The following is a 17,518-nucleotide window of genomic DNA, read 5'->3' as shown; positions in this document are numbered from 1 at the left end:
TCAGCGTCTGAAGCAACGGCCCCGAAAGGGGCCGTTGTTTTTTCCGAGCCACGCAGAGCGGAGAATGGCGCATGAAAAAAGCCGCGACATGCGCGGCTCTCCATTCCCCGCCGTTGCCTGCCCTCACCCGTTCGGGATCAGCGTCTCGATCACGTGCTCGACGTAGGATTCGAATTCCTCGCGCGCCTGCTTCGGCTGCTGCAGCTGCAGTGACAGCTGCAGAAAGCCCACGTAGGCCGCGTAGGCCAAGCGCGCGCGGTGGCGGGCGTCGGTGGAGCTGAGGCCGGCCTGGCGGAACGAGGCCATCAGGTAGTCCAGGCGTCGCTGCGAAACGCGGTCGATCACCGGACGTACCAGCGGGTTGTCCAGCGCCTTGAGCAGCTCGCTGTAGATCACGTGCGGCGTGACCTCGTGCGCGACCAGCTGGAACAGCGCGCGCAAGCGGGTGCGCGGGTCGGGTACTTCCTCCAGGCTGCCGAACACCTGCTGCTGCTCGACCAGCTCCCAGCGTTCCAGTGCGGCCTGCAGCAGCGCGTCGCGCGAGGGGAAGTGCCAGTAGAAGCTGCCCTTGGTGACGCCAAGGCGGCGGGCCAGCGGCTCCACCGCCACCGCGCCGACCCCCTGCTCCGCGATCAGGTCCAGGGCGGCCTGGGCCCAGTCGTCCGCACTGAGGCGGCTGTTGCGTGTACCGCGGGGTTCCGCCGGGGAAGCTGAAGATTCGTTCATCCGCTGATTTAACCATACGCAGGGGACTGGATGCAGTATGCGCCGCGCCGGCGGGCGGCGCGACCAGGCGACGAGACCGCCAAAGCCATGTGGCGCAGGGCGTTCCGATCCATACCCATCAGTATTGACAGGCATCCGGGCGAATCCATACTATCAGGTACGGTTTTCTCCCTGTGAGCCCCATGCACGCGCAAGACACCCGCCTGGAAGGTGCCCACGGCATCGGACTGGCCGCCACGAAAGCCCCTGGAAACAAGCCGCCGATCCTGTTCGCGCACGGCTTCGGCCAGACCCGCGGCGCGTGGACCACGACTGCCGCGGCGCTGCATGCCGCCGGCCACGCCACGCTGGCCTACGATGCGCGTGGCCATGGCGGTTCCGATTGGAATCCGGCCGGGCTGCCATATCACGGCGAGCAGTTCACCGACGACCTGATCGTGGTCGCCGGCGAACTGCCGCGGCCACCGGTGCTGGTCGCCGCGTCGATGGGCGGGCTGTTCGGGCTGATGGCCGAGGCGCGCTGGCCGGGGCTGTTCGCGGCGATGGTGCTGGTGGACATCACTCCGCGCTGGGAAACCCGCGGGGTCGAGCGCATCCTCGCCTTCATGAGCGCGCACCCGGATGGCTTCGCCTCGCTGGAAGCGGCCGCCAACAGCATCGCCGCCTATATGCCGCACCGCCCGCGCAAGAGCGACGATGCCCTGCGTGGCTTGCTGCGCCCCACCGGCAGCGGCCGTTGGAGCTGGCACTGGGATCCGCGGCTGGTGGAGGAACTGGCGCGCGACAGCGAACAGCACCAGGATGCCATCGCCGAAGCCGCGCGCCGCGTCGAATGCCCGGTGCTGCTGGTCAGCGGTGGCCGCAGCGACCTGGTCACCCCGCAGACGGTGGCCGAATTCCTGGCGCTGGTGCCGCACGCGCAACACGTGCATCTGGCCGACGCCACGCATATGGTGGCAGGCGATGACAACGACGCGTTTACCGCCGCCGTGTTGAACTACTTGGACGCACTGCCCCCGGCTCCCGCCGCCGCGTCCGCCCGAACCGAGCACGTTACCGGAGCAAGTCAATGAGTACTGTCGTTCCCTTCCTGGCGCTGCTGCTGGCAGCCGCCTTCGTCGCCTATCACCGCATGCGGCTGGTCACCTGGACGGTGATCGGCGCCGTACTGCTGGGCATCTGCTGGTTCGCGGGCATCAACCCGACCGCGGTCATCGTCGCCGCGGCGATCCTGGCCGTGGTCAGCGCGCTGGTGCTGCTGCCGTTCCTGCGCAAGCCGCTGATCACCTCGCCGTTCATGGGGGTGTTCCGCAAGGTGCTGCCGCCGCTGTCCAAGACCGAGCGCATCGCGCTGGAGACCGGCTCGGTCGGTTTCGAGGGCGAGCTGTTCACTGGCGATCCGGACTGGCAGAAGCTGCTGGACTATCCCAAGCCGCAGCTCACCGCCGAAGAGCAGGCATTCCTGGACGGCCCGGTCGAGGAACTGTGCCGGATGGTCAACGACTGGGAAATCACCCATGTCCACGCCGACCTGCCGCCGGAACTGTGGGATTTCATCAAGAAGAACAAGTTCTTCGGCATGATCATCCCCAAGCAGTACGGCGGCCTGGGCTTCTCCGCGCTGGCCCACCACAAGGTGATCCAGAAGCTGGCGTCGATCTCCAGCGTGGTCAGTTCCACCGTCGGCGTGCCCAACTCGCTGGGCCCGGGTGAACTGCTCAACCATTACGGCACCCAGGAACAGAAGGACTACTACCTGCCGCGCCTGGCGGCGGGCATCGAGGTGCCATGCTTCGGCCTGACCGGCCCGTTCGCCGGCTCGGATGCCACCTCCATCCCCGATTTCGGCATCGTCTGCAGGGGCACCTGGAACGGCGAGGAAGTCCTCGGCCTGAAGCTGACCTTCGACAAGCGCTACATCACCCTGGCGCCGGTGGCCACGCTGATCGGCCTGGCGTTCCGCATGTACGACCCCGACGGCCTGCTCGGCGACACCAAGGACATCGGCATCACCCTGGCGCTGCTGCCGCGCGAAACCCCGGGCGTGGAAGTCGGCCGCCGCCACTTCCCGCTGAACTCGCCGTTCCAGAACGGCCCGATCCGCGGCAAGGACGTGTTCATCCCGCTCAGCCAGATCATCGGCGGCCCGGACAAGCGCGGCCTGGGCTGGAACATGCTCAACGAGTGCCTGGCCGTCGGCCGCTCCATCACCCTGCCATCCACCGCCTCGGGCGGTGCCAAGGCCGGCGCGGTCATCACCGGCGCGTACGCCCGCATCCGCAAGCAGTTCGGCCTGTCGGTCGGCCGCTTCGAGGGCGTGGAGGAAGCGCTGGCCCGCATCGGCGGCAAGGCGTACAAGATCAGCGCGCTGTCGCAGGCCACGGCGGCGGCGGTGGACCGCGGCGACGTGCCGTCGGTGCCGTCGGCCATCGCCAAGTACCACTGCACCAACATGAGCCGCGAGTGCATCAGCGACATGATGGACGTCATCGGCGGCAAGGGCATCATCCTCGGCCCACGCAATTTCGCCGGCCGCAGCTGGCAGGCCGCGCCCATCGCGATCACCGTGGAAGGCGCCAACATCATGACCCGCAGCCTGCTGATCTTCGGCCAGGGCGCGATCCTGTGCCATCCGTGGGTGCTCAAGGAAATGAAGGCCGCCCAGGACGAGGACCGCAAGGCCGGCCTGCGCGAGTTCGACCAGGCGCTGTTCGGCCATGTGCGCTTCGGCATCTCCAACGCGGTGCGTTCGTTCTGGTTCGGGCTGACCGGCGCGCGCTTCGGTGCCGCCCCGGGCGACGCCTACACCCGCCGCTACTTCCGCAAGCTGGACCGCTACTCCGCCAACCTGGCGCTGATGGCCGACATCTCGATGATGACCCTGGGCGGCAAGCTCAAGTTCAAGGAATCGCTGTCCGGCCGCCTGGGCGACGTGCTCAGCCACATCTACATGACCAGCGCGATGCTCAAGCGCTACCACGACGAAGGCGCGCCGACGGCCGACCAGCCGCTGCTGGCGTGGGCGTTCCATGACAGCGTGCACCGTATCGAGGAGGCACTGTCGGCGGCGCTGCGCAACTTCCCGATCCGCCCGATCGGCTGGCTGATGTGGGCGCTGATCTTCCCGTTCGGCCGCCGCGCCGAAGCTCCCGGCGATCGCCTGAGCCGGCGCGTGGCCGCCACCCTGATGTCGCCCAACGAAGCCCGCGACCGGCTGGCCAAGGGCGTGTTCCTGACCCCGTGCGAGAACAACCCCGGTGGCCGCATCGCCAGCTACCTGACCAAGGCGGTGATGGCCGAGCCGGTGGAGCGCAAGTTCCTCAAGGCGCTCAAGACCAAGGGCATCGAGGCGTTGACCTTCCCCGCGCAGCTGGACGAGGCGGTCGCCGAAGGGGTCATCACCCAGGACGAGCGCACCCTGCTGGAGGAACTGCGCGCGATCACCCTGGATACCATCACCGTGGACGACTTCGATCCGCATGAGCTGCGTGCCGCGTCGTATTACGACCACCACGGCCGGCAGCCGCAGCAGGTGGCCTGAACCGGGCCATCCGACGCAACCGGAAGACGGCGGGCACCTGCCCGCCGTTTCCCTGTCCAGGAGGCGACGATGAGCCCCCCATTGCTGACGCTGTACCGGCGCCTGTCGCGCTGGCCAGGCGGGCGCTGGCTGTTCACCCGCGCGGTGTGCTTCAAGGCGCCGTATTTCGCCAGCATTTCCCCGCGCATCACCCTGCTCGCGGACGGCCGCTGCGAAGGCACCCTGGCCGACCGCCGCAAAGTGCGCAACCACATCGGCACCGTGCATGCGATCGCGCTGTGCAACCTGGCCGAGCTGACCGCCGGCCTGATGACCGATGCCTCGCTGCCGGCCGACATGCGCTGGATTCCCAGGGGCATGGAGGTGCGCTACCTGGCCAAGGCGCGCGGCCCCCTCAAGGCCGTAGCGGTGCCGGAACGCCCCATCGCCAGCGCCCCCGCCGGTTACGAACTGCCGGTGCGGGTCGGCATCAGCGATGCGGCGGGCACCGAGGTGTTCACCGCCCGCATTGCGATGTGGGTGTCGCCGCGCCGCGCAAACGGCTAGGCCACGGACACCACCGAAGGGGCGGTGCGCCCGGACGGCGTGCACGGCCTGCGCTCCGCGGCCTCCGACCTGGCCTGGTGGAAGCGGTTCGCCCGGAAACGCGAGCTCACCCGCAACGGCCTGGCCAAGCGCACGGTCATGCAGATCCCCGACCCGCGTCGGGGCCACGTCTTCGCCGGTATGCGCGCTGGCACTGGTCTTCGGCCGCGGACCGCACGCCATGCCGCTTGGACCGGCGCTGCAGGGACTTGTGGCGCTGTTCTGGACATGGCGCATGCTGGAGCGGTCGGCATTGCGGCACCTGCATGGCTGGTACGCGCAGCTGCTGAGCCTGGTGTCCACGCTGGACGCGGCGCTGCATGCCGCGCCGCTGGCGCTGGCCTGGGACGCGCCGTGGACCGGCGCGCGCCCGGCAAAGCCATCAGCGGGCGGGCGGCGCCTCCGGCGCCGGCACGCCCTCGGGGCGACGCGACAGCCGCCAGCCGATGCCTGCCGCGATCACGGCCGCGGCCGCGCTGACGCCGGCGAAGCCGGCAGTGCCCATGCCCAGCACGCGCAACCAGTTCATGCCCAGCGCGATGGACATGTCGCCGAACCGCCATACCGCCGTGTCCACTGCATTCTGGCCCTTGTAGCGCACGCTGCGCGGCACCCGGGTGTACAGGCTGTGCCGCGCCGGCTCGGCCATGCCGTAGGCCAGGCCGCGACTGACGATCAGTGCGATCGCCACCGCCGGCATGCCCATCAGCAGCGGCGCGTGCGGGTCGCGCGCGAACAGCACCAGCGACAGCGCGCCGACGCTGACCAGCGCCCAGATCATGATGACGATGCCCGGCCCCTTGCGCGGCAGCAGCCAGCGGGTGAGGGTGAGCTGGGTGATGGCGGTCAGCACGTTGCCGGCCAGGTCGATGTTGGCGGCAAAGCGGGTGCGCGCCACCGCGTCGGCGAACGTGGCCCCGGAGTAGTCGGTCACCAGCGCATAGTTCACCGTGCCGATGCCGTCGGCCAGCAGCAGCAGGATCGACATGTTGCGGATGAACGGATCGGCGAACACCTGCTTGAGGCCGTCGAACATGCCACCGCCGACCGCGGCCTCGTGGCCGGGTTCGTGGCGGCGCGCGCCATGCCGCCGCGCCCAGCGCCCCAGGGCCACGACGCACCCCAGCGCCAGGCACAGTAGTGCCGCCGAGACCACCAGCAGCGGCGCCACGCCGATCACGCCCACCAGCGAACGGGTCAGCATCGGCCCGGCGACCGCGCCCACCGTGCCGGCCACAGCGATGACCGGGAACAACCGCCGCGCCTGCGCGCTGTCCCAGATGTCGGACATGAAGCTCCAGAACACCGACACCACGAACAGGTTGAACACGCTCACCCAGACGAAGAACGTCACCCCCAGCGTCTTCGGCCCGAGCAGCTCCGGCCACGCGAACAGCGGCACGAACCCGAGCAGGCAGGCGATGAAGAACACCTGCACCACCGGCATCACCACCCGCCGCGGCCAGCGCGTCACCAGCGCGGCGAACAGCGGCGACAGCAGCAGGGTGCCGATGAAGGTGGCGCCGTAGAACCAGGGCAGCTGGGTCGAGCCGACCGCGGCGGCCAGCTGCTCGCGCAGCGGACGGATCACGTAGTACGCGGCCAGCACGCAAAAGAAATAGGCGAAGGACAGCGCAACCGCCAGCCGCTCCCCCGCATGTACCCTGCCCTGACCGGACCGCATCGGCCTGCACCTGTCGCCACAAAGCGCGCACGGTATCCGATGCACTGCAACATCGCCAGTGCGGGCGTTCTTCCCGGCTATGCTGGCGATACGCCAGGGGGAAGCGCGATGCGGGAATTCGACTACATCATCATCGGTGCCGGTTCGGCCGGCTGCGTGCTGGCCAACCGGCTCAGTGCCGATCCGCAGCTGCAGGTACTGCTGGTCGAGGCCGGCCCGCGCGACCGCCACCCGTTCATCCACATGCCCGCCGGGCTGGCCCGGCTGGTCGACAACCGCCGCCTCAACTGGAGCTACCACACCGAACCGGAGCCGCAGCTGCAGGGACGGCGGCTGTGGTGGCCGCGGGGCAAGGTGCTGGGTGGGTCGAGCTCGATCAACGCGATGTGCTACGTGCGCGGCGTCGCCGGCGACTACGACCGCTGGGCCGCGGCCGGTGCCAGCGGCTGGGACTGGGCCGGCGTGCTGCCGTGGTTCCGCCAGGCCGAATGCAACAGCCGTGGTAGCGACGCGCTGCACGGCCACGCCGGCCCGTTGCATGTTTCCGACCTGCGCCACGTCAATCCGCTCAGCCATGCCTTCGTCGACGCCGGCGTGCAGGCCGGCCATCCGCACAATGCTGACTTCAACGGGCCCACCCAGGTCGGCGTGGGCCTGTACCAGGTGACGCAGAAGCAAGGCGCGCGCTGCTCGTCGGCCGCCGCCTATCTGGCGCCGGTACGCCAGCGCCGCAACCTGCACGTGCTCACCGGCGCACAGGTCGAGCGCATCCAGGTCGACGCCGGCCGCGCGCACGGCATCGTGCTGCGCAAGGGCCGGCAGCGGCAGCACCTGCACGCACGGCGCGAGGTGCTGCTCAGCGCCGGCGCGGTCAACTCGCCGCAGCTGCTGATGCTCTCCGGCATCGGCCCGGCCGATGCCCTGCGCGCCCACGGCATCACGGTGCGGCTCGACCAGCCGCAGGTGGGTGCCAACCTGCAGGACCATCTGGATATCTGCACCCTGTACCGCACCGTTCCCGGTGTCAGCTACGACCGCGCCAGCGAGCTGAAGATCGCGTTCGACTGGTTCCTGCGCGGCCACCGCGGCGCCGGCAGCAGCAACATCGCCGAAGCCGGCGGCTTCGTGCGCTCGCGCTTCGCCGCCGACGAGCGTGCCGACATCCAGTTCCATTTCGTGCCGGCGATGCTCGACGACCATGGCCGCCACCGCCTGCCCGGCGATGGCTACACCCTGCACGCCTGCTACCTGCACCCGCGCAGCCGCGGCCGCATCGCGCTGGCCGGCGCGGACCCGTCGCTTGCGCCACGGATCCATGCCAACTACCTGGGCGACGACGACGGCTTCGACCTGAAGATGATGATCGAGGCCGCACGCCTGAGCCGCGACCTGCTGCGCCAGCGCGCGTTCGACCGCTGGCGGCGCGCGCCGATCTTCCCCGCCCGCGAGGACCTGGACGACGCCGGCCTGGAGGCGTTCATCCGCGCCAAGGCCGAGACCATCTACCACCCGGTCGGCACCTGCCGCATGGGCAGCGACGACGCGGCGGTGCTCGACCCGCAACTGCGGCTGCGCGGCGTGGACGGACTGCGCGTGATCGACGCCTCGGCGATGCCCACGCTGGTCAGCGGCAACACCAACGCGCCGGTGATCATGATGGCCGAGCGTGCGGCGGCGTTGATCCTCGATCCGCAGGCCGCCGCGCCGCGCTGAGCGGTGGTCGGGCTGCAAAACCGAGCAATATCAAGATGATGCCTATTCATCTTCTCCCCGTTTGTGCAATCCAGAAAAGCGGCGCTAGAATCGGCGACAGCCTTAGCTAGCAGGCATCGATCACGATGAAAGAGAACAGCAGACGCCGGCGTTTCCGTCCGGTGGCATCGGGATTGCTCGGTGTGTTGATGCCCTTCGCACTGTCGACCACCGCCCAGACGCCCACCGCGCCGCAGCCGCTGCCTGCATCGGCCCCGCCGCTGCCGGTGAACCTCGAGAACGCGCCGATGCAGTCGCCGACGCAGCCGATGCCCTACCGGGTGGCGCTGCGCCCGGACCAGGTGCAGGCCCTGCCCGAGGGCTTCAATGTCGCCGCCATCGAATCGATGGCCGAACAGCTCACCTACGGCAACCGCGTGCCCGGCATCGCGATGGCGATCGTGCACAACGGCCGCGTGCTGTCCACCCGCGGCTTCGGCGTCACCGACATCGGCAATCCGCAGCCGGTGGACGCGCACACCGTGTTCCGCCTGGCATCGCTGTCCAAGGCCTTCGCCGGCACCATGGCCGGGCTGCTGGTCAACGACGGCACCCTGCGCTGGGACAGCAAAGTCACCGACTACGTGCCCGGCTTCCAGCTGGCCACGCCCGAGGCCAGCGGCCGGCTGACCGTGGCCGACGTGCTCAGCCACCGCGTCGGCCTGCCGTACAACGCGTACGACCGCGACATCGAGGCCAACGCCGACTACTACACGCTGACCCGCAAGCTCGCCAGCGCGCCGCTCAAGTGCGAGCCCGGCGAATGCTACGCCTACCAGAACGTCGCCTTCAGCCTGATCGGCGACGTGGTCTATGCGGCCTCTGGCAGCTTCTACGAGCAGGCGGTCGAGCGCCGTATCTTCAAGCCGCTGGGCATGAACGATGCCAGCCTCGGCCTGGCCGGCATCCAGGCCAGTCCGCGCTGGGCGCGCCCGCACGTGCGCAGCCGCAACGGCTGGGTTTCGCTGTCGCCCAAGCCCACTTACTACCGGGTCGCCCCGGCCGCCGGGGTCAACGCCAGCGCCAGCGACATGGCGCAGTGGCTGCTGGCGCACACCGGGCATCGCCCCGACGTGCTGCCGGCACCGCTGCTGGCGACCCTGCACGCACCGCTGGTCAACACGCCGGGCGAGATGCGTTCGGGCTGGCGCCGCCAGCGGCTGGACTCGGCCGGCTATGCACTGGGGTGGCGCGTGTTCGACTACGCCGGCCATACCGTGGTGTTCCACGCCGGCGCGGTGCAGGGCTACCGCGGCCTGGTCGCGCTGCTGCCCGAGCGCGATCTCGGCATCGCGGTGATGTGGAATGGCGAGAGCAGCGTGCCCAGCGGGCTGATGCCGACCATCCTCGACCGTGCCCTCGGCCTGCCGACGCAGCGCTGGCTGGACGTGGACACCGACTTCGGCAGCGACAACCTGATGGCGGACGAGACCCCGGCCAATCCGCCGCGTGGCAGGAAGGGTGTCGCCTCCGACCGGGCCACCGCGTCTCCGCGCTGACCCGGCGCCCGGGGGACGCACCGACAAGGCGGCTTCGGCCGCCTTTTTCGTTGCTGCGTATCCGGCACGGTACCCACGCCCGGCCCCACGCCCCGGGCGCACCCGGCGTCCACCGGCATCGGCACACCTGCGCCTGCCGCCAGCGCCGATGGAGCGGCGCGGGCGGCAGGTGATCCGTCGCGACCGCGCGGCCGTTCGCCGGCAGGTGTCCGCGGCGGTGCCTGTCGTCTCCGGTACCAGGCGTCACCCCGGCCGCGCCCGGGTGATGCGCGCGCATAAAAAAACTCCCTCCCCGCTGGGCAGTCGGGGAAGGAGTTCCAGGTACAGCTTCAGCGCTGGATCAGATCAGCGGCGCCGGGGTGGCCGGAAGCGCGACCGGAGCCGCCTTCTTCTTGCGGGCAGCCGGCTTCTTCTTGGCAGCAACCTTCTTGGCGGCCGGCTTCTTGGCAGCAGCCTTCTTCGCGACCTTCTTCACCGCCTTCTTGGCGGTCGCCTTCTTGGCCGTAGCCTTCTTGGCAACCTTCTTCACCGCCTTCTTGGCGGTGGCCTTCTTGGCGACCTTCTTCACCGCCTTCTTGGCGGTGGCCTTCTTGGCAACCTTCTTCGCCGCCTTCTTCACCGCCTTCTTGGCGGTGGCCTTCTTTGCGACCTTCTTCACTGCCTTCTTGGCGGTCGCCTTCTTGGCAACCTTCTTCACTGCCTTCTTGGCGGTGGCCTTCTTTGCGACCTTCTTCACTGCCTTCTTGGCAGCAGCTTTCTTCGCGACCTTCTTCACCGCCTTCTTGGCGGCCGGCTTCTTCGCAGCTTTCTTCGTGGCCATTGGATGGCTCCTCGTCAGTGATCTATGGAATTGAAATGCCCAGTTGAAGCAAATCCGCGGTGTATCGCGGAGGACCGACGATGCGTCAGCCGCATCGTGACGGATACAGAAACACCCGCAACGATTCCCGCCACGGGTGCCATGTCTTGTTCGGGGGGTGTTTCGCGGAAGGAAGCGACTCCTGCTCCACCATCCGTGCAATCGTGGCGGATGTCCAGGTTGTGCTTCGCATCTGAATGTTGATCCGGCTCACTCGCTTCCGCAGCAAAGGTCTGCTGGGCGAAACCTAATCACGGTTTTTTTTACTGTCAACTACCCGCGCGCAACTTTTTCCGGAAAGCTTCACACCAACCGTGCCGGCAACGCCCGCCATTGCCGCCCGCACATCCGGCGACGCCGCCGCATGCACTGCGCACGCCATGTCGGCGCATGCGAAAAACACCGTAAAAAAAGCACTATTCGTTCGCGGCGCGCACGCACCGCGGCGGCGGGCGCACAAACGCCGACGCCGCGACCGCGGTTCCGGGCGTGTGAAAAAAAAATGGCGGCGCGACCTGGTTTGGTTGCGCCGCGAGCGTGCCCGCGCGCATCGCGGGGAAGGTTTTGCGCAAACAATCGGCGCCTGCCGGAGCCATCGCGGGCGTCCGCGCCGATCACGATGGTCGCCACCGGTTGTCGCTTCGCCGGGCGCCCGGGCATCGCGCGTCGACGCGCGCGGGCGACAACCGCACATCACCGAACCAGGCGATGGACGCCGCCGTCGCGGCGCCGACCGTGCGCGTGCATCGACGGCATGCCGGCCGGCGACACGCCGCCAGCGACGCGGGGCGATGAAAAAAGAAACGGCCGCACGAGGCGGCCGTTCCGGTGGGCGCGAAGCAACCGGATCAGTGGTCGTCGTTTTCCAGCAGCTCGGCGTAGTCGTCCGGCCCCAGCAGCTCGTTCACCTGCTCCGGCTCGGACATCTCCACGACGAACAGCCAGCCTTCGCCGTAGGCGTCCTCGTTGATGGTTTCCGGCTTGTCGGCCAGGGCTTCGTTGACTTCGACCACGGTGCCGGACACCGGGCTGTACACGTCGGAGGCGGCCTTGACCGACTCGACCACGGCGGCGGCGTTGCCGGCCTGCACCGTGTCGCCCACGGCGGGCAGTTCGACGTAGACCAGGTCGCCCAGCAGGCCCTGCGCGTGGTCGGAAATGCCGACGGTGACGCGGCCATTGCCTTCGACGCGGGCCCATTCGTGGGATTTGAGGAATTTGAGGTCGCCGGGGATCTCGCTCATGGAACTGCTCCGAAGAAACGGTGGACGGGGTGGATGCGTAGTTTAACGGACGGCGCGGGGCGGTGCCCCGCGCGGCCGCGGGATTGTCAGGCGTTGATGCCGGGCTGCGGCTGGCCGTCGCGCACGAACGGGAACTTGACCACGCGCACCGGCACTTCCTTGCCGCGGATGTCCACGCGCACCTCGCCCGGCTCGCCGGCCGGCACCCGGGCGAAGGCGATCGCCTTGCCCAGCGTCGGCGAGAACGTGCCGGACAGGATCTCGCCCTCGCCGTTGGCGGTGAGCACCTTCTGCCCGTGGCGCAGCACGCCCTTGTCGTCCATCACCAGGCCGATCATCTGCCGTGCGTTGCCGGCGGCCTTCTGCGCTTCCAGCACGTCGCGGCCGATGAACGCACGGCCCTCGTCGAGGGCGACGGTCCAGGCCAGCGCGGCTTCGTAAGGGGTGACGCCCTCGTCCATGTCCTGGCCGTAGAGGTTCATGCCGGCTTCCAGGCGCAGCGTGTCGCGCGCGCCAAGGCCCGCCGGCTTGACGCCCGCGGCCAGCAGCGCGTTCCAGAAGCCGACCACCGCCGCCTGCGGCAGCAGCACCTCATAACCGTCCTCGCCGGTGTAACCGGTGCGTGCCACGAACAGCGGCACGCCATCGACGGAAGCGACGTCCAGCGCGGCGAAGCGGCCGAGCTTGTCCAGCGCGGCACGGTCGCCCTCGGCGACCAGGCCGGCGACCAGCGCGCGCGCCTGCGGCCCCTGCACCGCGACGATCGCCAGGTCCTCGCGCTCGACCACTTCCACGTCGAACGCCGCGGCATGCTGGCGGATCCAGGCCAGGTCCTTCTCACGGGTGGAGGCGTTGACCACCATGCGGAAGAAATCGTCGGCCAGGAAGTAGACGATCAGGTCGTCGATCACCCCGCCCTGCGCGTTGAGCATGCACGAATACAGCGCCTTGCCGGTGACCTTGAGCTTGTCGATCGAATTGGCCAGCAGCTGGCGCAGGAACTCGCGGGTGCGCGCGCCCTTCAGGTCGACCACGGTCATGTGGCTGACGTCGAACATGCCCGCGGCGCGGCGCACCAGGTGGTGCTCGTCGATCTGCGAACCGTAATGGATCGGCATGTCCCAACCGCCGAAATCGACCATCTTGGCGCCGAGCGAGCGGTGGGTTTCGTTGAGGAGAGTCTTCAGGGTCATGGCCGTTCCATGCAAGGAAAGCGGCCATTATCCCAGATGGCCCGGGCCGCGCCCATGCCGGCGCGGAACCCGCGCCGCCGTGCCTCAGGCGTCCTGCACCTTCAGCGTCATGCCGTCCACCGCCACCACCCGCACGCGGCTGCCGGCGGGCAGGTCCGGGCCGGCCACGACCCAGAACGCATCGTCGATCCTGGCCCGGCCGACGCCGTTGGCAATGGCCTGGTCCAGCACCACCACCCGGCCGATCAGCTGCTCGGCGCGGCGGTTGAGCAAGGGTTGGTCGCTGGGCCGGTCACGGCGGCGGAACCAGGTGCGGTAGACCTGGATCGAGACGAAGCTGAGCACCACGAACAGCACCACCTGGGCCAGCACGCTGAACCCGTCGAACGCCCACACCGCAAGGAACACGGCGGTGGCGGCGAACCCCATCCACAGCATGAATGCGCCCGGCGCCATCGCCTCGGCGGCGAACAGCAGCACCGCCAACGCCGCCCAGCCCACTACCTCCCAGCGCATGGCTCAGCGCCCCAGCGGCGGCGGGTTGCCGCGCGATGGCGATGCCTTGCGTTCTTCCTGCCGGGCGAAAGCCTCGCGGGCCAGTTCGGCGACACCGGCGATGGAGCCGATCACGCCGCTGGCCTCCATCGGCATCAGCACCAGCTTCTGGTTGGGCGAGCTGGCCAGTTCGCGGAAGGCTTCCACGTACTTCTGCGCGACGAAGTAGTTGATCGCCTGCACGTCGCCCTGGGCGATGGCCTCGGACACCATCGCGGTGGCCTTGGCTTCGGCCTCGGCAAGGCGCTCGCGCGCCTCGGCGTCGCGGAACGCGGCCTCCTTGCGGCCTTCGGCTTCCAGCACCGCCGCCTGCTTCTCGCCGTCGGCGCGCAGGATCTCGGCCTGGCGCAGGCCCTCGGCCTCCAGGATCTGCGCGCGCTTCTCGCGCTCGGCCTTCATCTGCCGTGCCATCGAATCGACCAGGTCGCGCGGCGGCTGGATGTCGCGGATCTCAATGCGGTTGACCTTGATGCCCCAGGGATTGGTGGCATGGTCGACCACGCTCAGCAGCTGCGCGTTGATGGTCTCGCGCTGGCTCAGCGATTCGTCCAGGTCCATCGAGCCGATCACGGTGCGGATGTTGGTCTGCACCAGCGCGATCATCGCCACCTCCAGGTTGGCGACCTCATAGGCGGCCTTGGCCGCGTCCAGCACCTGGAAGAACACCACGCCGTCCACCCGCACCACCGCGTTGTCCTTGGTGATGACTTCCTGGCTTGGCACGTCCAGCACCTGCTCCATCATGTTGACCTTGCGGCCGACGCCATAGACCACCGGGATCAGGAAGTGCAGGCCCGGCGACATGGTGTGGGTGTAGCGGCCGAAGCGCTCCACCGTCCATTCGTAGCCCTGCGGCACCATGCGCACCGTCTTGAACAGCACGATCGCACCGCCCACCAGTATCACCGCCGCGAGAAAAAAGCCGCCGCCCATCAGTACGCTCCTTGTGAATTCGATTCGTCGGGTTGCCGGCCCGAGTATAGCCAGCCGGCGCCGGCTAGAACGGCAGCCGGCCGCGCAGTACCGCGGCGAACATCACCCAGTCGCCGACGAACGAATACAGCGGGTGGCTGAATGTGGCCGGGCGGTTTTTCTCGAAGAACAGATGCCCGGCCCAGGCGAAGCCGTAACCACAGCCCAGGGCGGCCAGTGCCCACGGCCAGCGCCCGCTCAACAGCGCCGCCAGCAGGCACAGCAGGGCGGCGGCGCTGCCCAGCACATGCAGCCGGCGGCAGGTGCGGTTGCGGTGTTCGCTCAGGTAGAACGGGTAGAACTCGCGGAAGCTGCCGAAACGGGCCATGACGCATCCCTCGACGGGCGATGCGCGCAGCATAGCGCCCTAGGCCGCGCCGCCGCGGGGAGCGGTCATGATCACGCCCATGCCGAGCAGGCACAGCCCGGCGCCGAGCAGGTCCCAACGGGTCGGCGCGATCCCATCCACGCGCCACAGCCAGAGCAGTGCGACACAGACGTAGACGCCACCATAGGCGGCGTAGACACGGCCGCTTGCGGTGGGGTGCAGGGTCAGCAGCCAGGCGAACAGCGCCAGGCTGGCCGCCGCCGGCAACAACAGCCAGGCGCTGCCCTGCTGGCGCAGCCACAACCACGGCAGGTAGCAACCGACGATCTCGGCCAGGGCGGTCACCGCGAACAGCGCCAGGGTCTTGATCACGGCGCGTCCTGTTCCCCGCGCTTGACCGCCTGCCACAGCGCTTCCTGCTGCTCCAGTTCCAGCGCGGACATCACCTGCCCGCGCGCGGCGGCCAGCGCCTCCATGGCTCGGAAGCGGCGCTCGAACTTGAGGTTGGCGCGGCGCAGCGCGCTGCCCGGATCCACCCGCGCGTGGCGGGCCAGGTTGGCGCAGACGAACAGCAGGTCGCCGATCTCGTCCTCCAGCCGCGCGTGGCGGCCGGGATGCGCGGCGCTTTCGAACTCGGTCTGCACCTCGTCGACCTCCTCGCGCAGCTTGTCCAGCACCGGCGCAACGTCGGGCCAGTCGAAGCCGGTACGCGCCGCGCGTTTCTGCAGTTTCAGCGCGCGCTGCCATTCGGGCAGGCCGCGGGCGATGCCGGCCAGCGCCGAGCCGTCGGTATCGCCGGCGTCGGCGCGCTCGCGCTGCTTGATCTGCTCCCAGTTCTCCACCACCTGGCCGGCGTCGTCGGCCCGGGCATCACCGAACACGTGCGGGTGCCGGCGCAGCAGCTTGGTGCTGATCGCCGCGACCACGTCGGCGAAGGCGAACGCGCCCTGCTCGCTGGCCATCTGCGCATGGAACACCACCTGCAGCAGCAGGTCGCCCAGTTCGTCCTTGAGCCCGGCCAGGTCATTGCGGTCGATCGCGTCGGCGACTTCGTAGGCTTCCTCGATCGTGTACGGCGCGATGCTGGAGAAATCCTGCTGCAGGTCCCACGGGCAGCCGCCCTGCGGATCGCGCAGGCGCGCCATGATCCGCAGCAGGGTGGCGACGTCGCCCGGTTCGCCCAGGTCGCCGGCGCTCACGGCGCGGCCACCCAGTCGCGCCACGGCAGCGACGGGTCGCCCAATGCGATGAAGTCGCCATTGAGCAGGCGCGGCCGGCGGTTGTAGTGGAACGGCTCGCCGGTATCGGCGGCCAGCAGCACGCCACCGGCCGCTTCCAGCACGCATTGTCCGGCGGCGGTGTCCCACTCGCTGGTCGGCCCCAGCCGCGGGTACACGTCCAGCGTGCCCTCGGCGATGCGGCAGAACTTCAGCGACGAGCCCTGCGCCACCAGTTCGATCTCGCCCATGCGCGCGAGCAGTTCGCCGGTGCGCGCATCGCGGTGCGAGCGGCTGGCCGCCACCCGCAGCGGCAGCGCCGGCGGCCGCCGGGTGAGGATGGCGTCCTCGCGCCCCCCCTCGCGGCGCCACGCGCCATCGCCGCGCAGGGCGTGCCAGACGACGTCGGTGACCGGTGCCTGCACCACGCCGAACACCGGCACGCCGTCGCGGATCAGCGCGATGTTGACGCTGAATTCGCCGTTGCGCTTGATGAATTCGCGGGTGCCGTCCAGCGGATCGACCAGCCAGTAGTCCTGCCACTGGCGGCGCGCCTCCCACGGCAGCTGCGCCGATTCCTCCGACAGCACCGGCAGGTCCGGGGTCAGCTGCGACAGGCCGTGCACGATCACGTGGTGCGCGGCCAGGTCGGCGCTGGTGAGCGGGCTCAGGTCGTCCTTGTGGGCGACGTCGAAACCATCGGCATAGACCTGCATGATGGCCGCGCCGGCCTGCCGCGCGATGCCGATGACGGCCTCGCGCAGCGACGGATCGAGGACGCTCATGGCGCCTTCCCCAGCCATTCGCGGGCAATGAACAGGGCCGCCAGCGAGCGCCCCTCGGAGAAATCCTCGCGCAGCATCAGCGCGTCCAGCTCGGCCAGCTTCCAGGGCACCACTTCCAGCTCCTCGGGTTCGTCGCCGGCAAGGCGCTCGGGGTAGAGATCGCGCGCCAGCACCAGCCACGACTGGTGGCTCATGTAGGTCGGCGCCAGGGTCAGCGTACGCAGCACGTCGATGCGGCGGGCACCATAGCCGGCCTCTTCCTTGAGCTCGCGGTCGGCCGCCTGCTGCGGGGTTTCGCCGGCGTCGATGCGCCCTTTCACCAGCCCCAGTTCGTAGCGGTGCAGGCCGGCGGCGTATTCACGCACCAGCAGCACGGTGTCCGCGTCCAGCATCGGCACCACCACCACCGCGCCATGGCCGCGGCTGACCAGCCGCTGGAAATGCCGGCGTTCGCCGTTGGAAAACTCCAGGTCCAGGTGTTCCTGGTGGAACGGGCCGATGTCCTCCTCGCGCACGCGATGGATGAGCGGCAACCGGCGGCTCATGCGGGGCTCCGGGCGGAGGACGGGCGGATCGCT

The 17,518-nt window shown here is 69.2% G+C and carries 17 protein-coding genes; 5 read left to right on the top strand and 12 right to left on the bottom strand.

The window, feature by feature from the left end:
• Positions 1–123: 123 nt before the first annotated feature.
• Positions 124–726 (bottom strand): TetR/AcrR family transcriptional regulator, encoded by a 603-nt coding sequence (locus AC06E6_RS02625; protein ID WP_104939332.1) that lies wholly within the window; start codon positions 724–726, stop codon positions 124–126.
• A gap of 182 nt (positions 727–908) precedes the next feature.
• Here AC06E6_RS02625 and AC06E6_RS02620 point away from each other — a divergent pair, with 182 nt between their 5' ends.
• From AC06E6_RS02620 to AC06E6_RS02610, 3 genes are all read left to right on the top strand, one after another.
• Complete coding sequence (locus tag AC06E6_RS02620) at positions 909–1,799, top strand: alpha/beta fold hydrolase (RefSeq protein WP_478060198.1); 891 nt, start codon at positions 909–911, stop codon at positions 1,797–1,799.
• Positions 1,796–4,267 carry an acyl-CoA dehydrogenase gene (locus AC06E6_RS02615; RefSeq protein WP_321989140.1) on the top strand — a complete coding sequence of 824 codons (2,472 nt, stop codon included), beginning with the start codon at positions 1,796–1,798 and terminating at the stop codon, positions 4,265–4,267. Before AC06E6_RS02620 ends, AC06E6_RS02615 begins: the two co-directional genes overlap by 4 nt.
• Before the next feature lie 69 nt (positions 4,268–4,336).
• Positions 4,337–4,813 carry a hotdog fold domain-containing protein gene (locus AC06E6_RS02610; RefSeq protein ID WP_240212168.1) on the top strand — a complete coding sequence of 159 codons (477 nt, stop codon included), beginning with the start codon at positions 4,337–4,339 and terminating at the stop codon, positions 4,811–4,813.
• Positions 4,814–5,234: 421 nt separating this feature from the next.
• Here AC06E6_RS02610 and AC06E6_RS02605 read toward each other — a convergent pair whose 3' ends face one another.
• Positions 5,235–6,536 carry an NTP/NDP exchange transporter gene (locus AC06E6_RS02605; protein ID WP_240212169.1) on the bottom strand — a complete coding sequence of 434 codons (1,302 nt, stop codon included), beginning with the start codon at positions 6,534–6,536 and terminating at the stop codon, positions 5,235–5,237.
• 108 nt (positions 6,537–6,644) lie between these two features.
• On the opposite strand from AC06E6_RS02605, the gene AC06E6_RS02600 reads away from it, so the two are divergent.
• The gene (locus tag AC06E6_RS02600) at positions 6,645–8,249 is read left to right on the top strand and encodes a GMC family oxidoreductase (RefSeq protein ID WP_478060196.1); all 1,605 of its coding nucleotides are present in this window, start codon (positions 6,645–6,647) and stop codon (positions 8,247–8,249) included.
• 125 nt (positions 8,250–8,374) lie between these two features.
• A complete protein-coding gene (locus tag AC06E6_RS02595; RefSeq protein WP_313232726.1) occupies positions 8,375–9,787 on the top strand; it encodes a serine hydrolase domain-containing protein in 1,413 nt (470 codons plus the stop codon).
• Positions 9,788–10,127: 340 nt separating this feature from the next.
• Here the strand turns inward: AC06E6_RS02595 and AC06E6_RS02590 are convergent, their stop codons facing one another.
• From AC06E6_RS02590 to nudE, 10 genes are all read right to left on the bottom strand, one after another.
• On the bottom strand, positions 10,128–10,607 hold the full coding sequence (locus AC06E6_RS02590; protein WP_104939339.1) for a hypothetical protein: 480 nt from the start codon (positions 10,605–10,607) through the stop codon (positions 10,128–10,130).
• A gap of 887 nt (positions 10,608–11,494) precedes the next feature.
• Positions 11,495–11,890, bottom strand: coding sequence for a glycine cleavage system protein GcvH (gene gcvH, locus AC06E6_RS02585; protein ID WP_104939340.1), 396 nt, complete (start codon positions 11,888–11,890; stop codon positions 11,495–11,497).
• An 86-nt stretch (positions 11,891–11,976) separates the two neighbouring features.
• Positions 11,977–13,083, bottom strand: a complete 1,107-nt coding sequence (gene gcvT / locus AC06E6_RS02580; protein WP_240212171.1) for a glycine cleavage system aminomethyltransferase GcvT — start codon at positions 13,081–13,083, stop codon at positions 11,977–11,979.
• A gap of 84 nt (positions 13,084–13,167) precedes the next feature.
• Complete coding sequence (locus AC06E6_RS02575) at positions 13,168–13,599, bottom strand: NfeD family protein (RefSeq protein ID WP_313247722.1); 432 nt, start codon at positions 13,597–13,599, stop codon at positions 13,168–13,170.
• A 3-nt stretch (positions 13,600–13,602) separates the two neighbouring features.
• Positions 13,603–14,571 carry an SPFH domain-containing protein gene (locus AC06E6_RS02570; protein ID WP_104939343.1) on the bottom strand — a complete coding sequence of 323 codons (969 nt, stop codon included), beginning with the start codon at positions 14,569–14,571 and terminating at the stop codon, positions 13,603–13,605.
• A gap of 64 nt (positions 14,572–14,635) precedes the next feature.
• A complete protein-coding gene (locus AC06E6_RS02565) occupies positions 14,636–14,938 on the bottom strand; it encodes an Mpo1-like protein (protein WP_104939344.1) in 303 nt (100 codons plus the stop codon).
• Between the two features lie 39 nt (positions 14,939–14,977).
• On the bottom strand, positions 14,978–15,307 hold the full coding sequence (locus tag AC06E6_RS02560; protein ID WP_478060265.1) for a YnfA family protein: 330 nt from the start codon (positions 15,305–15,307) through the stop codon (positions 14,978–14,980).
• Positions 15,307–16,137 (bottom strand): nucleoside triphosphate pyrophosphohydrolase, encoded by an 831-nt coding sequence (mazG, locus tag AC06E6_RS02555; protein ID WP_478060193.1) that lies wholly within the window; start codon positions 16,135–16,137, stop codon positions 15,307–15,309. Before mazG ends, AC06E6_RS02560 begins: the two co-directional genes overlap by 1 nt.
• On the bottom strand, positions 16,134–16,940 hold the full coding sequence (gene cysQ, locus AC06E6_RS02550; RefSeq protein ID WP_478060191.1) for a 3'(2'),5'-bisphosphate nucleotidase CysQ: 807 nt from the start codon (positions 16,938–16,940) through the stop codon (positions 16,134–16,136). The genes mazG and cysQ overlap by 4 nt, the downstream gene beginning before the upstream one ends.
• Positions 16,937–17,485, bottom strand: coding sequence for an ADP compounds hydrolase NudE (gene nudE, locus AC06E6_RS02545; protein WP_161613525.1), 549 nt, complete (start codon positions 17,483–17,485; stop codon positions 16,937–16,939). The genes cysQ and nudE overlap by 4 nt, the downstream gene beginning before the upstream one ends.
• Between the last annotated feature and the right edge of the window lie 33 nt (positions 17,486–17,518).

This window comes from Stenotrophomonas sp. Steno-Z10-HUANG, assembly GCF_056393075.1.
The sequence above is the reverse complement of the archived record's forward strand: the minus strand, read 5'-3'. Positions and strand labels throughout refer to the sequence as shown.

What these genes read in the sequence shown, in the direction of transcription:
- AC06E6_RS02625 (WP_104939332.1), bottom strand. Translation starts at nt 726, where the DNA reads ATGAACGAATCTTCAGCTTCCCCGGCGGAACCCCGCGGTACACGCAAC.
- AC06E6_RS02620 (WP_478060198.1), top strand. Translation starts at nt 909, where the DNA reads ATGCACGCGCAAGACACCCGCCTGGAAGGTGCCCACGGCATCGGACTG.
- AC06E6_RS02615 (WP_321989140.1), top strand. Translation starts at nt 1,796, where the DNA reads ATGAGTACTGTCGTTCCCTTCCTGGCGCTGCTGCTGGCAGCCGCCTTC.
- AC06E6_RS02610 (WP_240212168.1), top strand. Translation starts at nt 4,337, where the DNA reads ATGAGCCCCCCATTGCTGACGCTGTACCGGCGCCTGTCGCGCTGGCCA.
- AC06E6_RS02605 (WP_240212169.1), bottom strand. Translation starts at nt 6,536, where the DNA reads ATGCGGTCCGGTCAGGGCAGGGTACATGCGGGGGAGCGGCTGGCGGTT.
- AC06E6_RS02600 (WP_478060196.1), top strand. Translation starts at nt 6,645, where the DNA reads ATGCGGGAATTCGACTACATCATCATCGGTGCCGGTTCGGCCGGCTGC.
- AC06E6_RS02595 (WP_313232726.1), top strand. Translation starts at nt 8,375, where the DNA reads ATGAAAGAGAACAGCAGACGCCGGCGTTTCCGTCCGGTGGCATCGGGA.
- AC06E6_RS02590 (WP_104939339.1), bottom strand. Translation starts at nt 10,607, where the DNA reads ATGGCCACGAAGAAAGCTGCGAAGAAGCCGGCCGCCAAGAAGGCGGTG.
- gcvH (WP_104939340.1), bottom strand. Translation starts at nt 11,890, where the DNA reads ATGAGCGAGATCCCCGGCGACCTCAAATTCCTCAAATCCCACGAATGG.
- gcvT (WP_240212171.1), bottom strand. Translation starts at nt 13,083, where the DNA reads ATGACCCTGAAGACTCTCCTCAACGAAACCCACCGCTCGCTCGGCGCC.
- AC06E6_RS02575 (WP_313247722.1), bottom strand. Translation starts at nt 13,599, where the DNA reads ATGCGCTGGGAGGTAGTGGGCTGGGCGGCGTTGGCGGTGCTGCTGTTC.
- AC06E6_RS02570 (WP_104939343.1), bottom strand. Translation starts at nt 14,571, where the DNA reads ATGGGCGGCGGCTTTTTTCTCGCGGCGGTGATACTGGTGGGCGGTGCG.
- AC06E6_RS02565 (WP_104939344.1), bottom strand. Translation starts at nt 14,938, where the DNA reads ATGGCCCGTTTCGGCAGCTTCCGCGAGTTCTACCCGTTCTACCTGAGC.
- cysQ (WP_478060191.1), bottom strand. Translation starts at nt 16,940, where the DNA reads ATGAGCGTCCTCGATCCGTCGCTGCGCGAGGCCGTCATCGGCATCGCG.
- nudE (WP_161613525.1), bottom strand. Translation starts at nt 17,485, where the DNA reads ATGAGCCGCCGGTTGCCGCTCATCCATCGCGTGCGCGAGGAGGACATC.